Genomic DNA, 15,026 nt, shown 5'->3' with positions numbered 1-15,026 from the left:
GTGGCAATTGTCACGTCGGCCACCTGGCGGCATAGCACCCTCGCCGGCGATCTAAAGTCACCGTAAAGACATGCTGTGCGCCGCCTGTTGGCGCACCTTTCCTAGGAGATGCGCGTATATGGCAGCCAATCGGAAGCTCCTGGCAGTGGCCGTCGTCTGCGCCGCCGCCGTCATCGGCGTGACGGGCTGCGGCAGCGACAGCGGCGACAAGGACCCCTTCGACGGCATGAGCGCCGACAAGATCGCCGAGAAGGCGTCCAAGGCGTCCAAGGACGCCGGGTCCTACACGATGAACGGCCAGATGAAGCAGGGCGGGCAGACGAGCGACATCGAGTTCGCCGTCGCCAAGTCCGGCGACTGCAAGGGCACGATGGGCTCGGCCAAGTCGGGCAAGGCCGAGTTCCTGTCCGTCGGGGAGTTCCAGTACTCCAAGGGCGACGACAAGTTCTGGGAGGCCAAGGGCGGTGGCTCGACGGCCGAACTCCTCAAGGGCCGCTGGGTGAAGCAGCCCAACCGGAGCGGCAAGCCCATCTGCAACCCGGACGACATGTTCAGCAACAAGAACCTCAAGAAGCTGAAGCGCGAGGACGACACCGACGTCGCCGGCCAGAAGGCCGCCGTCCTGACCCGCACCAAGAAGGACGAGACCACCACCTTCTACGTGGCGATGGAGGGCAAGCCGTACTTCCTGAAGGTCGTCAACAAGGGCAAGGACGGCCCCGGCACCGTCACCTTCAAGGACTACGGCAAGGCCGTCGAGGTCAAGGCGCCGCCGGCCGACCAGGTCGTCGACCCGAAGAAGCTGGGTTCGGCCTCCTGATCCCACGCTCCTCATGAGCGGGCGGTGGCCACCCGGAGCCGGGTCCGCCCCGGTTGTCAGTGGCCACCGCTAGCCTCTCTGACGTGTCACCTCGCCTCACCGATCCCGAGCAGCTCAAGGAGCTCCTCGGCATCCCGTTCACCCCGGAGCAGACGGCCTGCATCACCGCGCCGCCCGCCCCGCAGGTGATCGTGGCCGGAGCCGGCTCCGGCAAGACGACGGTGATGGCGGCCCGCGTGGTGTGGCTGGTCGGCACCGGCCAGGTCGCCCCCGAGCAGGTGCTCGGCCTGACGTTCACCAACAAGGCGGCGGGCGAGCTCGCCGAGCGCGTGCGCCAGGCCCTCGTCCGGGCGGGCGTCACCGACCCCGACGCGGTCGACCCGGACAACCCCCCGGGCGAGCCGGTCATCTCCACGTACCACGCGTTCGCGGGCCGTCTCCTGACCGACCACGGCCTGCGCATCGGCCTGGAGCCCAGCTCCCGGCTGCTCGCCGACGCCACCCGCTTCCAGCTCGCCGCCCGCGTGCTGCGCGAGGCCCCCGGGCCCTACCCCGCCCTCACCCGGTCCTTCCCCGACCTCGTCAGCGACCTCCTCGCCCTCGACGGCGAGCTCGCCGAACACCTCGTGCCCCCCGAGCGGCTCCGCGCGTACGACACTGGGCTGCTGGCGGCCCTGGAGGGCGCCAAGCTCTCCAACGCCGACCTGCGCAAGGTCCCCGAGACCGCGGCGGCCCGGCTCGAACTGACCGAGCTCGTCGGCCACTACCGCGCGGCCAAGCGCTCCCGCGACCTCCTCGACTTCGGCGACCAGATCGCCCTCTCCGCGACGCTGGCCCGCACCCGCGCGGAGGTCGGCGAGATCCTCCGCGAGGAGTTCCGCGTCGTCCTCCTCGACGAGTACCAGGACACCTCGGTCGCCCAGCGCATCCTCCTGTCCGGCCTCTTCGGAGGCGGCACCGGCCACCCGGTGACCGCCGTCGGCGACCCCTGCCAGGCCATCTACGGCTGGCGCGGCGCCTCGGTCGCCAACCTCGACGACTTCCCCGAGCACTTCGCGTACGCCGACGGCCGCCCCGCCACCCGCCACGCGCTCAGCGAGAACCGCCGCAGCGGCGGCCGCCTCCTGGACCTCGCCAACGGCCTCGCGGAGCCCCTGCGCGCCCTGCACGCCGGCGTGGAGGCCCTGCGGCCCGCACCCGGCGCCGAGCGCGACGGCGTGGTGCGCTGTGCCCTGCTGCGCACCCACGCCGAGGAGATCGACTGGCTCGGCGACTCCATCGCCCACCTGGTGCGCACCGGCAAGGCGCCCGGCGAGATCGCCGTCCTGTGCCGCACGGCGACGGACTTCGCCGAGATCCAGCGCGCGCTCGTCGCCCGCGACATCCCCGTGGAGGTCGTCGGCCTCTCCGGACTCCTGCACCTCCCGGAGGTCGCCGACCTCGTCGCCGTCTGCGAGGTCCTCCAGGACCCGGGGGCCAACGCCTCCCTGGTGCGGCTCCTGAGCGGCCCGCGCTGGCGCATCGGCGCCCGCGACCTCGCCCTCCTCGGCCGCCGCGCCCGCCTCCTGGTCCGGCCCGGGCACGCCGCGCCGGACGACCCGGACCGCCGCCTCGCCGAAGCCGTCGAGGGGGTCGACCCGGCCGAGGTGATATCGCTCGCGGACGCCCTGGACACCTTCCTGGAGTCGCCCCTGGAGCCCGACGACGTCTCCGGAAGGCACGACGGGCTGCCCTTCTCGGCCGACGCCCGGGTGCGCTTCGCGCGCCTCGCCGCGGAACTGCGCGAGCTGCGCAGGTCGCTTGCCGACCCGCTGATGGACGTGCTGCACCGCGTGCTCGCCGTCACCGGCCTGGAGGTCGAGCTCTCCGCGTCACCCGGCGCCCTGGCGGCCCGCCGCCGGGAGACCCTCTCGAACTTCCTGGACGTCGCCGCCTCCTTCGCCGCCCACGACAACGGCGCGACCCTCCTCGCCTTCCTCGGCTTCCTGCGCACCGCCGCCCAGTACGAGAAGGGCCTCGACAACGCCCTGCCGGGCGGCGAGAACACCGTCAAGGTGCTCACCGCCCACAAGTCCAAGGGCCTGGAGTGGGACGTCGTCGCCGTTCCCGGCCTGGTCGACGGCGTCTTCCCGAGCACCAAGGGCCGCGAGAAGTGGACCGCCCAGGCCAAGGTCGTCCCGCACGAACTGCGCGGCGACGCGGCCACGCTCCCCGACGTCGACGCGTGGGACGCCAAGGGCATGAAGGCCTTCCACGAGGCGATGAAGGACCACCAGCACACCGAGGAGCTCCGCCTCGGCTACGTGACGTTCACCCGCCCCCGCTCCCTGCTCCTCGGGTCGGGGCACTGGTGGGGGCCCGCCCAGAAGAAGCCGCGCGGCCCCTCGGACTTCCTCATGGCCCTGCACGACCACTGCGCGGCGGGCCACGGCGAGATCGAGGCCTGGGCGGACGAGCCGGCCGAGGACGAGGAGAACCCCGCCCTGCGGGAGGCGAGCGCCGACCAGGCGTGGCCGCTCCCGCTGGACGACGCCGCCCTGACCCGTCGCCGCGCCGCCGCGCGGACCGTCCTCGCCCACCTGGACCGGCTCACGGGCGCGGGCGCGGCGGACCCCACCGGCGAGGGGAGCGCGGAGTACGCCCGCTCCCATGAGGAGGCCCACCCGTCGGCGTACGACGACGTGCCACCGGCCGACGACCCCGAATGGCCACCCCCTCCGGAGGATGACGAGCCCCCCTACGACGAGCCCCCCTACGAAGAGGCCGCCGACCTCCCCGCCGATCTCCCCGTCGACCTCGACCTTCCCGACGCCGACCCGGCCGACTGGGAGTCCCTGGCGACGCAGCGCCCGACAGTCCCGCACCCCGCGGACACACCGGGCGCCGAGTCCACGCACCCCGACGCCCCGGCCGACGGCGACCACACACGCGTGCCCGCCTCCGGCGAGGGAGGCCACCCACACGCGCCGGCCTCCGGAGAGGGCACCCACGCGCGCGTGCCGCACCCCGCCCCCGCGCCCGACGCCCGCCCCCACCCCGCCGACGGCGCCCCGGCGACCAACCCCGCCCCTGAGGAGCCGGGCCGCGCGCCCCGCCTCACCCCGGAGGAAGCCCGCACGCTCGCCTCCTGGGACCGCGACCTGGACGCCCTCACCGGTGAGCTCCTGCGCGCCCGTGAAGCCGTCAGGGACATCCCCGTGCCGCCCTCGCTCACCGCGTCCGAGCTGATGCGCCTGGCCGCCGACCCCGAGGGCTTCGCGCGGGACCTGGCCCGGCCCATGCCGCGCCCGCCGCAGCCCGCGGCCCGCCGCGGCACCCGCTTCCACGCCTGGATCGAGTCCCGCTTCGAAGAGCTCACGCTGCCGATGCTCGCCCCGGAGGAGCTGCCGGGCGGCGGCCCGGACGAGGCCGAGATCGCCGACGAGCGCGACCTGGAGGCCCTCAAGGAAGCCTTCGAACGCACCGAGTACGCCCACCGCGCGCCGTACCGCGTGGAGGTCCCTTTCCAGTTCGTCGTCGCGGGCCGCGTCATCAGGGGCCGCATCGACGCCGTCTACAAGGAAGGCGACGGTCCCGACACCACGTACGAGATCGTCGACTGGAAGACCAGCCGCACCCGCACCGCCGACCCGCTCCAGCTCGCCGTCTACCGCCTCGCCTGGGCCGAGCAGCAGGGCGTCCCCCTGGAGTCGGTGAAGGCGGCCTTCCTCTACGTCCGCAGCGGGGAGATTGCCCGCCCGCGGAACCTCCCGGACCGGGCCCGGCTGGAACGCATCCTCCTGGAGGAGCCGACCGGCGCTCCGGACGGGGACCCGGCGGACGGGCCGCCGGACGAGACTTCCCCGGATGGCGGATAGGCTCGTGACCATGAGCGAGACACCGGACAGCGCCGTCCGCACGTACATCGAGAACCACCGCGCCGCCTTCCTCGACGATCTCGCCGAGTGGCTGCGCATCCCGTCCGTGTCGGCCCAGCCCGACCACGCCGGGGACGTACGCAGCAGCGCCGAGTGGCTCGCCGCCCAGCTCAAGGAGACCGGGTTCCCGGTCGCGGAGATCTGGGAGACGCCCGGGGCGCCCGCCGTCTTCGCCGAGTGGTCCTCCGGCGATCCGCAGGCGCCCACGGTCCTCGTCTACGGCCACCACGACGTGCAGCCCGCGGCCCGCGAGGACGGCTGGGACACCGACCCGTTCGACCCCGTCATCAAGGGAAACCGGCTGCACGCGCGCGGGGCGGCCGACGACAAGGGCCAGGTCTTCTTCCACACGCTCGGCGTCCGCGCCCACCTCGCCGCCACCGGCCGCACCGCGCCCGCGGTCAACCTGAAGCTGCTGATCGAGGGCGAGGAGGAGTCCGGTTCGCCGCACTTCCGCGCGCTCATCGAGGCCGAGAAGGACCGCCTGGCGGCCGACGCCGTGATCGTCTCGGACACCGGCATGTGGTCGGAGGACACCCCGACCGTCTGCACGGGCATGCGCGGCCTCGCCGAGTGCGAGATCGAACTGCACGGCCCCGACCAGGACATCCACTCCGGCTCCTTCGGCGGTGCCGTGCCGAACCCGGCCACCGAGGCCGCCCGCCTCGTCGCAGGCCTCCACGACGACCACGCGCGCGTGGCGATCCCCGGCTTCTACGACGGCATCACCGAGCTCACCGACCGCGAGCGCGAACTCTTCGCCGAGCTGCCCTTCGACGAGGAGCGCTGGCTGCGTACGGCCAAGTCCCGCAGCGCCCACGGCGAGGCCGGGCACACCACCCTGGAGCGCGTCTGGGCCCGCCCGACCGCCGAGGTCAACGGCATCGGCGGCGGCTATCAGGGCGCGGGCAGCAAGACGATCATCCCGTCGTCCGCCTTCGTGAAGCTGTCCTTCCGGCTGGTCGCGGGCCAGGACGCGGACCGGGTCGAGGAGGCCGTACGCGCGTGGGCCGCCGACCGCGTCCCCGCGGGCATCCGCCACACGGTCACGTTCAGCGCGGGCACGCGCCCGTGCCTGACACCGCTCGACCACCCCGCCCTGCAGTCCGTCGTCCGCGCGATGGGCCGCGCGTTCGAACAGAAGATCCGCTTCACGCGCGAGGGCGGCTCGGGTCCTGCGGCCGACCTCCAGGACGTCCTCGCCGCACCCGTGCTCTTCCTCGGCATCTCCGTCCCGTCCGACGGATGGCACGCGCCGAACGAGAAGGTCGAGATCGACCTGTTGCTCAAGGGCGTCGAGACGACGGCCTACCTGTGGGGCGACCTCGCGGAGCACTGGCGCGATGCCCGCTGACACCCTCGTCGGAACCCCACCGGCCGCACACGTCCCGCCGCACGCCCTGCTGAACCACCCATTCCATCGGGGGAGTTGGAAGCACCTGTGACCACCTGGACCGACAGCACCGCAGACCGGCCCCTCTCACTGACCGCCCCGAGCGGCATCGACCGCGCGGCCCACCACCGCATGGACGAGGCCTGGCTCGCCGCGGCCTGGAGCCACCCCACGACCCGGGTCTTCGTGGTCTCCGGCGGCCAGGTGCTCATCGACGAGACGCCCGAGGGCCGCACCGAACTGGTGATGACACCGGCCTTCGAGGCGCCGCCCACCGAGGAGCACCGCTACTTCCTGGGCACGGACGACGACGGCGTCAGCTACTTCGCGCTCCAGAAGGACGCCCTGCCCGGCCGCATGGACCAGTCGGCGCGCCCCGCCGGGCTGCGCGAGGCGGGGCTCCTGCTCTCGCCCCGGGACGCGGGCCTGATGGTGCACGCCGTCGCCCTGGAGAACTGGCAGCGCCTGCACCGCTTCTGCTCACGCTGCGGCGAGCGCACCGTCATCGCGGCGGCCGGGCACATCCGCCGCTGCCAGGCCTGCGGCGCCGAGCACTACCCGCGCACCGACCCCGCCGTGATCATGGCGGTCAGGGACAGCGAGGACCGCATCCTCCTCGGCCGCCAGGTCCACTGGCCCGAGGGCCGCTTCTCCACCCTCGCCGGCTTCGTCGAGCCGGGGGAGTCCATCGAGCAGTCGGTGCGCCGCGAGGTGTTCGAGGAGGCCGGCGTCATGGTCGGCGGCGTCGAGTACGTCGCGAGCCAGCCCTGGCCCTTCCCGTCCAGCCTGATGCTGGGCTTCATGGCCGACGCGACGTCCTCGGAGATCAACGTCGACGGCGAGGAGATCCACGAGGCCCGCTGGTTCTCCCGCGAAAACCTGCGGGCCGCATTCGAGTCCGGAGAGGTCCTGCCTCCCTACGGCATCTCGATTGCGGCCCGACTGATCGAACTCTGGTACGGCAAGCCTTTGCCGAAGCCGGGGTCGGTCGGCTGAGCGCTCGCCGCACCGCCGGTCAGGCGCTGTGCCTCAGGCGTCCAGCTTCTGCTTGACCTGGGCCAGCGAGGGGTTCGTGAGCGTCGAGCCGTCCGGGAAGAGAACGGTGGGAACCGTCTGGTTTCCGCCGTTCGCCTTCTCGACGAAGGCCGCCGATTCCGGGTCGTGCTCGATGTTGATCTCGGTGTAACCGATGCCCTCGCGGTCCATCTGGCCCTTGAGGCGGCGGCAGTAGCCGCACCACGTGGTGCTGTACATCGTCACAGTGCCCGGCATGTCTGTCGTGCTCCTTCGTCGCTCGGGGTGCGTGGTCGCAATGGATCGAACGTACGCGACCGGGCCACCATTCCCGTATTAGTACGACCGGTAGCGCCCCCCTGTGGACAACCGGCTCGTCCGCCCCTCGGGACCTGGCAGCATGGCGGGGTGACATCAGCAACGCACTCCACCCTCTTCCCGCAGGTCCCGGACTCCCCGGACGCGGTGCTCGACGGGCTCGACCCGGAGCAGCGCGAGGTCGCCACCGCCCTGCACGGGCCGGTGTGTGTCCTGGCAGGCGCGGGCACCGGCAAGACCCGGGCGATCACTCACCGGATCGCCTATGGGGTGCGCGCCGGAATGCTCCAGCCGGCCAGTGTGCTCGCCGTCACCTTCACCAACCGCGCCGCGGGCGAGATGCGCGGCCGCCTCCGCCAGCTCGGCGCCTCGGGCGTCCAGGCCCGCACCTTCCACTCCGCGGCCCTGCGCCAGCTCCAGTTCTTCTGGCCGAAAGCGGTCGGTGGACCACTGCCCCGGATCGTCGACCGGAAGATCAAACTCGTCGCGGACGCGGCCGCCGCCTGCCGCATCCGCCTCGATCGCAACGAACTGCGCGACCTCACCAGCGAGATCGAGTGGTCCAAGGTCACCCAGACCGTCCCTTCGGACTACGCCGCGGCCGCCGCCAAGTCCGGCCGCGACGTCCCGCGCGACCCCGCCGAGATCGCCCAGCTCTACGGGGCGTACGAGGACCTCAAGCGCGACCGCGCCGTCATCGACTTCGAGGACGTGCTGCTGCTCGCCGTCGGCATCCTCCAGGACCGGCACGACATCGCCGAACAGGTCCGCGCCCAGTACCAGCACTTCGTGGTGGACGAGTACCAGGACGTGAGCCCCCTCCAGCAGCGCCTCCTGGAGCTGTGGCTCGGTGAGCGGGACAGCCTGTGCGTCGTCGGCGATGCCAGCCAGACCATCTACTCCTTCACCGGCGCGACCCCCGACCACCTGCTGAACTTCCGCACCCGCCACCCGGGGGCGACGGTCGTCAAGCTGGTCAGGGACTACCGCTCCACCCCCCAGGTCGTCCACCTCGCCAACGGCCTGCTCTCCCAGGCCCGCGGCCGCGCCGCCGACCACCGCCTGGAACTGATCTCCCAGCGCGATGCCGGCACGGACCCGGTCTACACGGAGTACGTGGACGAGCCCGCCGAGGCCGAAGGCGCCGCACGCCGCATCCGCGCCCTGCTCGCCGACGGCGTCCCCGCCAGCGAGATCGCCGTCCTCTTCCGTACGAACTCGCAGTCGGAGATCTACGAACAGGCGCTGGCCGACGCGGGCGTGCCCTATCAGCTGCGCGGCGCCGAGCGGTTCTTCGAGCGCACCGAGGTGCGCGAGGCCGGCGCCGCCCTGCGCGGAGCGGCCCGCTTCGGCGGCAACGACGCACTCCTGGACGACGTGGTCGACTTGCCCTCCCAGGTGCGCGCCGTGCTCTCCACCAAGGGCTGGACGACCGAGCCGCCCGCGGGTTCCGGCGCGGTCCGCGACCGCTGGGAGTCACTGGCCGCGCTGGTGCGGCTCGCCGAGGACTTCGCGCGGGCCAGGCCGGAGGCGACCCTCGCCGACCTCGTGGCCGAGCTGGACGAGCGGGCGAGCGCCCAGCACGCCCCCACCGTCGAGGGCGTCACGCTGGCCTCGCTGCACGCGGCGAAGGGCCTGGAGTGGGACGCCGTGTTCCTCGTCGGCCTCGCCGAGGGCATGATGCCGATCACCTACGCCAAGACCGACGAGCAGATCGAGGAGGAGCGCCGCCTCCTCTATGTGGGCGTGACCCGCGCCCGCGTCCACCTCTCGCTCTCCTGGGCCCTCTCCCGCTCGCCGGGCGGCCGTCCGAACCGCCGCCCGAGCCGCTTCCTGGACGGGCTGCGGCCGGGCTCCGGGGCGGGCTCAGGGGCCCGGGCCGCGGGTGGCGGTCCCGGCGGTGTGGAGCGTGGCAGCGCGGGCGGCGGGACGGGACCCGCCGCGGGGCGACGGCAGCGGAAGACCCGCACCCCTGCCCGCTGCCGGGTCTGCGGCCGGACCCTGAGTGACGCGGGTGAGATGAAGCTCATGCGGTGCGAGGACTGCCCGTCCGAAATGGACGAGGGGCTCTACGAGCGGTTGCGCGAGTGGCGCTCGGGCCAGGCGAGGGAGCTGGGACAGCCCGCGTACTGCGTCTTCACCGACAAGACCTTGATCGCCATCGCGGAGGCGGTGCCGGAGGACGAGGGCGAGCTGGCCCGCATCCCCGGGGTCGGCGTCCGGAAGTTTCACCGCTTCGGGGCGGACGTCCTGGCCATCTGCGCAGGTCAAGAGTGTGTAAGGGGCGCCGATGGAGAATGATTCAAACTCGTCGAAAAAATAGTTTGCGCATGCGCAAGGAAGACCCATAGGTTCTTAGCACGGAAACGGCGGGCTTCTCCGAAGCCCACCTTCCGTGCTGTACTTGACAGTCCGCGGATCGGTTCCGGCCGATCCCCTAGACGCCGAGAGGAGGCGAATTCCAGTGATCAGCATCAACGAGAGCTTCATCAGCACCGCGAAAATGACCGATCGCTCGGTCGTCGCTTCCTGCCTGCTCGGCTTCTCGAACCAGGGCACCGGTCTGTCCGGCGGCATTCCCGCCGCTCGTCCGATGTCCGCCTCCCTGCCTCTCGCCGGTCTTCCCGTCCGCGAGGCCAATGAGGGCAATGAGCGACCGACCAAGGCACCGGAAGCAGCAGTAGCGGAGGCACAGGCTCAGGCCTATGCCTTTGCGGCAGCCGGTGCCGGATTCCGGAAGCAGACGACGCAGCACCACATGATGTGGGCCTTCCGTGGGCTCGAACCCTGGAGTGATCCAGTCTGATCCTCGATCAGACAGGCGCCTTCAGGGCCGCGGAACCCCACCCGGGATCCGCGGCCCTTCTGTTTTCCCCAGAACAGGGAGAACAGAGCGAAGGGGCCGGCAGCAAGACCCGGTACCAGCCGCCAACCGGCCGACCCAGGCCGGCACGACCAGACGAGGAAAAACACCACCGTGCAACTCGAAGCGCACGCCCCGTCCGTACCGCCTTCACAGACGCTCCCCCCGCCCGCACCCACGGAGGACCCGACCTTGACCCCCCTGACTGCGCTCACCGCGCTCGACGACGCCATCGAGAACCTCGGCGTACCCGTTCCCTGCCGTGCCTACGACCCGGAGGTCTTCTTCGCGGAGTCCCCGGCCGACGTCGAGTACGCCAAGTCCCTCTGCCGGACCTGCCCGTTGATGGAGGCCTGCCTCGCCGGCGCCAAGGAGCGGCGTGAGCCGTGGGGCGTCTGGGGCGGCGAGCTGTTCGTCCAGGGCGTTGTCGTGGCCCGCAAGCGGCCCCGTGGCCGCCCGCGCAAGAACCCGGTCGTCGCATGAGCACCGCCGGAACCATCGACCGCCCCCTGACGCACGACCCCAAGAAGCAGGCCCCGATGAAGGCAGCCACCAGCGAGCCCGCCGGCTCCGCCACACCAGACTTCACCACCACCGGCGCGCATCTTCCGCGCCAGAACAGGACCCGTGAGATGCAACTCATCCCAGAAGCCATGGCTCGTGCGCATATGCACGAACGCCTGCGCGAAGCCGAGGCCCAGCGCCCGGCCGACCGCCTGATGGCGGCCCGCCGCATGCAGCGTCGCGCGGAGCGCGCCTCGCTGCGTGCCCGGCGCGCGCTCGCCATCGCGGTCATGCAGTAACAGATGCGGTAACGGTTGGCCCGGAGCCGACCGAAGACATCGCGCCGAGGAGCCGCCGAGGCGGCCCGGAACGATGAAGGAAACCCACGGGGGGCGGTCCGTACGGACCGCCCCCCGCAGTGCGTTGTGTCCACCGAACGCGCGCGCACGGCGATAGGGTCGCCGGGTGGACCAGCAGAACCCCCGGCCCGCTCGGACGGAGAACCTCGTGTGCTCCCGCTGCGGCGCGGTCGCCGAAGGCACGCCCCCGACGTGGACCTGCTCCGTGGAGAACGGCGCCCGTCACTACTTCTGCGACGCCTGCTCCCGCGACAACATCAGAGCCATCGAAGGACGCCTCGACTCCTCCTGGTGGTGAGCGCCGCAGCGCGGCTCAGGCCTCCGCCGCGGTCGACCCTTTCCGAGCCTCCACGAGCTCCTCTTCCTCCATGAGCTCCTCGGCCTCCGCGCACTCCTCGGTCTCCGCGCACTCCTCGGCCTCCGCGACGAAGCCGGGCAACCACTCCTCCAGCTCGTCGCGCATCCGCACCGTCGCGTTCAGCTGGCACAGCACTCCAATGGTGCTCACCGTCACCCGGTGTATCAGGAGATACGCCGGGGGCAGGTTCAGATACCGGCCCAACTGATAGGCGGGGGAGCGGACGTCGGCCAGTCGCGCGGCGTGCTTGCGCATCCAGGCGCGGGTGAAGGTGTACTCGTCGACGGCCATGGGCTCGATGATCGGCAGCAGATAGTCGAGCACCGCCTGCGGCTCCAGGTCGACGGACTCCTTGACGAAGCCTTCCTCCCGCAACATTTCGTAGACGGCGTCGGCCTCGCCCTCCAGCGTCATCCGCAGGGAGGTCCCGATGGTCGGGGGCAGCCCGTCGGGCAGCCGGTCCACCGTGCCGAAGTCGAGCACCCCGAGGCGGTGACCGTCCTTCTCGTCGGGCAGCAGACGGAAGTTGCCCGGGTGCGGGTCGGCGTGCAGCAACCCGGTGCGCGCCGGGCCGGAGAAGAGGAAGTGGGCCAGCAGCTGACCCGCCTGGTCACGCTCCTCCTGGGTGCCCTCCGAGATCACCTTCGACAGCGGCGTACCGTCCATCCACTCGGTGACCAGGACCTGATCGCTCTGGTGGACCACCTGGGGCACCACCACATGCGGGTCGTCCGCGAACTCCTCGGCGTGCGCCTGCTGGGCCTGCGCCTCCAGCTCGTAGTCGAGCTCTTCCGAGACGCGGTCGCGCAGCTCGGTGATGAGCGGCTTGATGTCCATTCCCGGGATCAGCGGCCCGAGCAGCCGGGCGAACCGTCCGAGCTGGTTGAGGTCGGACAGCAGTGCCTCGCCCGCCCCCGGGTACTGCACCTTGACCGCGACCTCGCGGCCGTCCGACCAGACGGCGCGGTGCACCTGACCGATGGAGGCCGCGGCGGCCGGCTTGTCGTCGAACTCCAGGAAGTACTCCCGCCACTGCGCACCGAGCCGCTCCTCGAGCACGGTGTGCACGGTGCTGGTCGGCATCGGCGGTGCCGCTTCCTGCAGCTTCGTCAGCGCCGCGCGGTACGGTCCGGCGATCTCCTCCGGCAGCGCGGACTCGAAGACGGACAGCGCCTGCCCGAACTTCATGGCGCCGCCCTTCAGCTCGCCGAGCACCTTGAACAGCTGCTCGGCGGTGCGCTGTTGCAGCTCGCGTCCGACGATCTCCGCGGACTTGCCGCCGATCCGCTTGCCGAGCCCCCAGGTCGCACGCCCCGCGAAGCCGAGTGGCAGCGCGGCCAGTTTGGCGGTACGGGTGACCGCCTTCCGGGGAAGATCAGACATGCGCCCCTCCAAGTCCCAGACAGCCGCGCCCTCGCAGGCGGTTACCCGGCCATTGTTGCGTGCGGCTTCTCGTCAGCGGTGGGCCGATCCCCCTTAACGGACGCGCCGGCCCCACAAGAGCATGATGGATGCGGCCAAATCGGGCTCGAGCGCCACTCGAATCCGGGGACGGCCGCCTTCCATCGTGCACCCGCGCAGGCGGAGGGCTCCCCGTCCAGAAAGGCCAGCGCGTGCCCCGCCGTCAACCCGGCGACCGACGTCGACAGGGCCACGTCGCACGCGGCCACCTGCCGCGTCGTCCCCGAGCGCCACTGGGCCAGCATCCGGGGCCAGGTGGGATCGTGGTCCGCGCGCTGCCGGAAGAGACACTCGGCGCACGCCGTCGTCCCCGGCAGGACGAGGGGGCCCACCACTCCCGTGCCTTCGATCACCCCCGCGTACAGATGGGGTGTGCCCGAGGCGATGAGTTCCTCGGCCGCGGCGGGAGCGGGGGCGTACGCGTCGAGCCCGTCCCGCGGGGCGATGATCACGAGCGACAGGCCCGCGGCGCCCTCCGGCTCGGCAGGCCTGCGGTCGGGTCTGCCTGGCGCCGCCTGCCGCACGACCTGGCGCGCGGCCACGTCCCTGCGCTCCCCGACGGACTCGGCGGGGAGGCCGCCCGGTGCGACGTCCCACGGCTGCACCTGGCCGCCGTCCACCACATCGACCCGGCCGATGCCCGCGGCCGCGAGCACCGAGGCCACCGCGGCGCCCACCCGGCCGGCGCCCCGGACCCGGACCCGCATGGACCGGCGCGCCGCCATTCTCGCGACGGCACCGCCCGGCTCGGGCGACTGGAGCGACAGCGAGGCCAGGTCGGCCCGCAGCCGGTCCATGGCCCCGCCCCGCTCGCGCAGGGCGTCGGCCGCGGGCCCGCCGCCCGTCGAGTCGTCCAGCAGACCGGCGCGGGTCAGCTCGCCGAGCAGTCGGTCCACGTGACCGTCGGGCAGCCCCATCCGCCGCGCCTCCTCGCGCAGCAGGGGCAGCCCGCGGGTGCCGTCGAGCAGGGTCAGGAAGCTGCTCGTCGCCGTGTCCATCGGGCCGAGCACCAGGGCGTGCGCCGGTGCCACCCCGAACTGCACGGTGCTCAGGTCCCGCCAGCCGCGCCGCAGCGCGGGCTTCACGATCGGATGCATCAGTCGCATGGTCGTCCCCCGTCGGCCGGTCGGCGCGGTCCCGTCCGCCGCGTCGATCGAATGCCAGAATGCCCGCCCCGCCCGATGCCTGCCGCGCGTTGTCCACAGGCGGGGAGTATTCGTCGTACTAATCCGGCGCGCGGGGTGCGGAACGGCGCCGAACCGTCCCGGAGGCGGGACTTCCCCCATGCCCAGCGGGTAACGTCGGGGCGTGCCCGCCGACCCGTCCTCTCGCGTCGCTGGGGAGACCTCAGCGCGTCGCGCCGGAACTCCACAGCGCAGCACGACCAGCCCGGCACCGTCCGGCGCGAAGACCAGCGCGGTCGAGGTCAGACGGAGCGCCCGCCGCCGCAGAACGGTCTCCGCGTACCGGGAGGGCGATCGCACCGTCGTCCTCATCCCCGCCCGCATGTCCGAGGCGGAGGAGCAGCGCTGGGTCACCGTGATGCTCGACAAGCTCGCGGCGCAGGAGAGCAAGCGGCTCCTCGGTGACACGGAGCTCGTCGAGCGCGCCGGGCAGCTGTCCGACCAGTACTTCGGCGGCCGCGCCCGGCCGGCCTCGGTCCGCTGGGTCACGAACCAGAACACCCGGTGGGGCTCCTGCACCCCGGCCGAGGGCAGCATCCGGCTTTCGCACCGCCTGCAGGGCATGCCCGAGTATGTCGTGGACTACGTCCTCGTCCACGAACTCGCCCACCTCCTCGTCCCGGGGCACGGCCCGCGCTTCTGGCGGCTCTTGGAGGCCTACCCCCGCACCGAGCGGGCCAGGGGGTACCTCGAAGGGGTGGTGTCGGCCAGCCGGTTGCCCCATTTGCCCGCTGCGCGCGAGGAGTGAACGTCCGCCGGATCCCGCAGTTGTGTAGCGGGTCTGTACCGGCTTGGCTCGCTGTCGGTCTTTGCGGTTAGCCTGACGCGACGTATT

The 15,026-nt window shown here is 72.2% G+C and carries 13 protein-coding genes; 10 read left to right on the top strand and 3 right to left on the bottom strand.

The window, feature by feature from the left end; genetic code table 11:
* The first annotated feature begins 118 nt into the window (after nucleotides 1-118).
* The 4 genes from ACFYO9_RS02945 (at nucleotide 119) to nudC (ending at nucleotide 7,126) form a co-directional block, all read left to right on the top strand.
* Nucleotides 119-820, top strand: a complete 702-nt coding sequence (locus ACFYO9_RS02945) for a hypothetical protein (RefSeq protein WP_358779026.1) — start codon at nucleotides 119-121, stop codon at nucleotides 818-820.
* A gap of 83 nt (nucleotides 821-903) precedes the next feature.
* Entirely contained in the window at nucleotides 904-4,677 is a 3,774-nt protein-coding gene (locus ACFYO9_RS02940; protein ID WP_358779025.1) for a UvrD-helicase domain-containing protein, read from the top strand.
* A 10-nt stretch (nucleotides 4,678-4,687) separates the two neighbouring features.
* Nucleotides 4,688-6,091, top strand: coding sequence for a dipeptidase (locus tag ACFYO9_RS02935; RefSeq protein ID WP_358779024.1), 1,404 nt, complete (start codon nucleotides 4,688-4,690; stop codon nucleotides 6,089-6,091).
* Between the two features lie 87 nt (nucleotides 6,092-6,178).
* The gene (nudC, locus tag ACFYO9_RS02930) at nucleotides 6,179-7,126 is read left to right on the top strand and encodes an NAD(+) diphosphatase (RefSeq protein ID WP_358779023.1); all 948 of its coding nucleotides are present in this window, start codon (nucleotides 6,179-6,181) and stop codon (nucleotides 7,124-7,126) included.
* Nucleotides 7,127-7,159: 33 nt separating this feature from the next.
* Here the strand turns inward: nudC and ACFYO9_RS02925 are convergent, their stop codons facing one another.
* The gene (locus ACFYO9_RS02925; RefSeq protein ID WP_358779022.1) at nucleotides 7,160-7,402 is read right to left on the bottom strand and encodes a mycoredoxin; all 243 of its coding nucleotides are present in this window, start codon (nucleotides 7,400-7,402) and stop codon (nucleotides 7,160-7,162) included.
* Between the two features lie 69 nt (nucleotides 7,403-7,471).
* On the opposite strand from ACFYO9_RS02925, the gene ACFYO9_RS02920 reads away from it, so the two are divergent.
* From ACFYO9_RS02920 to ACFYO9_RS02900, 5 genes are all read left to right on the top strand, one after another.
* The gene (locus ACFYO9_RS02920) at nucleotides 7,472-9,763 is read left to right on the top strand and encodes an ATP-dependent DNA helicase UvrD2 (RefSeq protein ID WP_388666003.1); all 2,292 of its coding nucleotides are present in this window, start codon (nucleotides 7,472-7,474) and stop codon (nucleotides 9,761-9,763) included.
* Between the two features lie 163 nt (nucleotides 9,764-9,926).
* Nucleotides 9,927-10,268, top strand: a complete 342-nt coding sequence (locus tag ACFYO9_RS02915; RefSeq protein WP_355803052.1) for a hypothetical protein — start codon at nucleotides 9,927-9,929, stop codon at nucleotides 10,266-10,268.
* Between the two features lie 171 nt (nucleotides 10,269-10,439).
* Entirely contained in the window at nucleotides 10,440-10,808 is a 369-nt protein-coding gene (locus ACFYO9_RS02910) for a WhiB family transcriptional regulator (RefSeq protein WP_055565619.1), read from the top strand.
* A complete protein-coding gene (locus ACFYO9_RS02905; protein WP_358779020.1) occupies nucleotides 10,805-11,128 on the top strand; it encodes a hypothetical protein in 324 nt (107 codons plus the stop codon). Before ACFYO9_RS02910 ends, ACFYO9_RS02905 begins: the two co-directional genes overlap by 4 nt.
* Before the next feature lie 166 nt (nucleotides 11,129-11,294).
* Nucleotides 11,295-11,486: a hypothetical protein gene (locus ACFYO9_RS02900; protein WP_355803048.1), complete on the top strand. Its 192-nt coding sequence runs from the start codon at nucleotides 11,295-11,297 to the stop codon at nucleotides 11,484-11,486.
* Between the two features lie 15 nt (nucleotides 11,487-11,501).
* Here ACFYO9_RS02900 and ACFYO9_RS02895 read toward each other — a convergent pair whose 3' ends face one another.
* Both ACFYO9_RS02895 and ACFYO9_RS02890 read right to left on the bottom strand, forming a co-directional pair.
* Nucleotides 11,502-12,929: an AarF/ABC1/UbiB kinase family protein gene (locus ACFYO9_RS02895; protein WP_358778373.1), complete on the bottom strand. Its 1,428-nt coding sequence runs from the start codon at nucleotides 12,927-12,929 to the stop codon at nucleotides 11,502-11,504.
* Between the two features lie 41 nt (nucleotides 12,930-12,970).
* Nucleotides 12,971-14,104 (bottom strand): ThiF family adenylyltransferase, encoded by a 1,134-nt coding sequence (locus ACFYO9_RS02890; protein WP_358778374.1) that lies wholly within the window; start codon nucleotides 14,102-14,104, stop codon nucleotides 12,971-12,973.
* A 211-nt stretch (nucleotides 14,105-14,315) separates the two neighbouring features.
* Here ACFYO9_RS02890 and ACFYO9_RS02885 point away from each other — a divergent pair, with 211 nt between their 5' ends.
* Complete coding sequence (locus ACFYO9_RS02885; RefSeq protein ID WP_358778375.1) at nucleotides 14,316-14,939, top strand: M48 family metallopeptidase; 624 nt, start codon at nucleotides 14,316-14,318, stop codon at nucleotides 14,937-14,939.
* Nucleotides 14,940-15,026: the final 87 nt, after the last annotated feature.

Source organism: Streptomyces sp. NPDC005863 (genome assembly GCF_042871345.1).
Lineage (GTDB): Bacteria > Actinomycetota > Actinomycetes > Streptomycetales > Streptomycetaceae > Streptomyces.
This window is presented reverse-complemented; position numbering and strand designations above follow the sequence as displayed.

Bases quoted from the DNA above. Each gene is read 5' to 3' on its own strand.
- ACFYO9_RS02935 (WP_358779024.1), top strand. From the start codon at position 4,688: ATGAGCGAGACACCGGACAGCGCCGTCCGCACGTACATCGAGAACCAC.
- ACFYO9_RS02945 (WP_358779026.1), top strand. From the start codon at position 119: ATGGCAGCCAATCGGAAGCTCCTGGCAGTGGCCGTCGTCTGCGCCGCC.
- ACFYO9_RS02925 (WP_358779022.1), bottom strand. From the start codon at position 7,402: ATGCCGGGCACTGTGACGATGTACAGCACCACGTGGTGCGGCTACTGC.
- ACFYO9_RS02905 (WP_358779020.1), top strand. From the start codon at position 10,805: ATGAGCACCGCCGGAACCATCGACCGCCCCCTGACGCACGACCCCAAG.
- ACFYO9_RS02895 (WP_358778373.1), bottom strand. From the start codon at position 12,929: ATGTCTGATCTTCCCCGGAAGGCGGTCACCCGTACCGCCAAACTGGCC.
- ACFYO9_RS02890 (WP_358778374.1), bottom strand. From the start codon at position 14,104: ATGCATCCGATCGTGAAGCCCGCGCTGCGGCGCGGCTGGCGGGACCTG.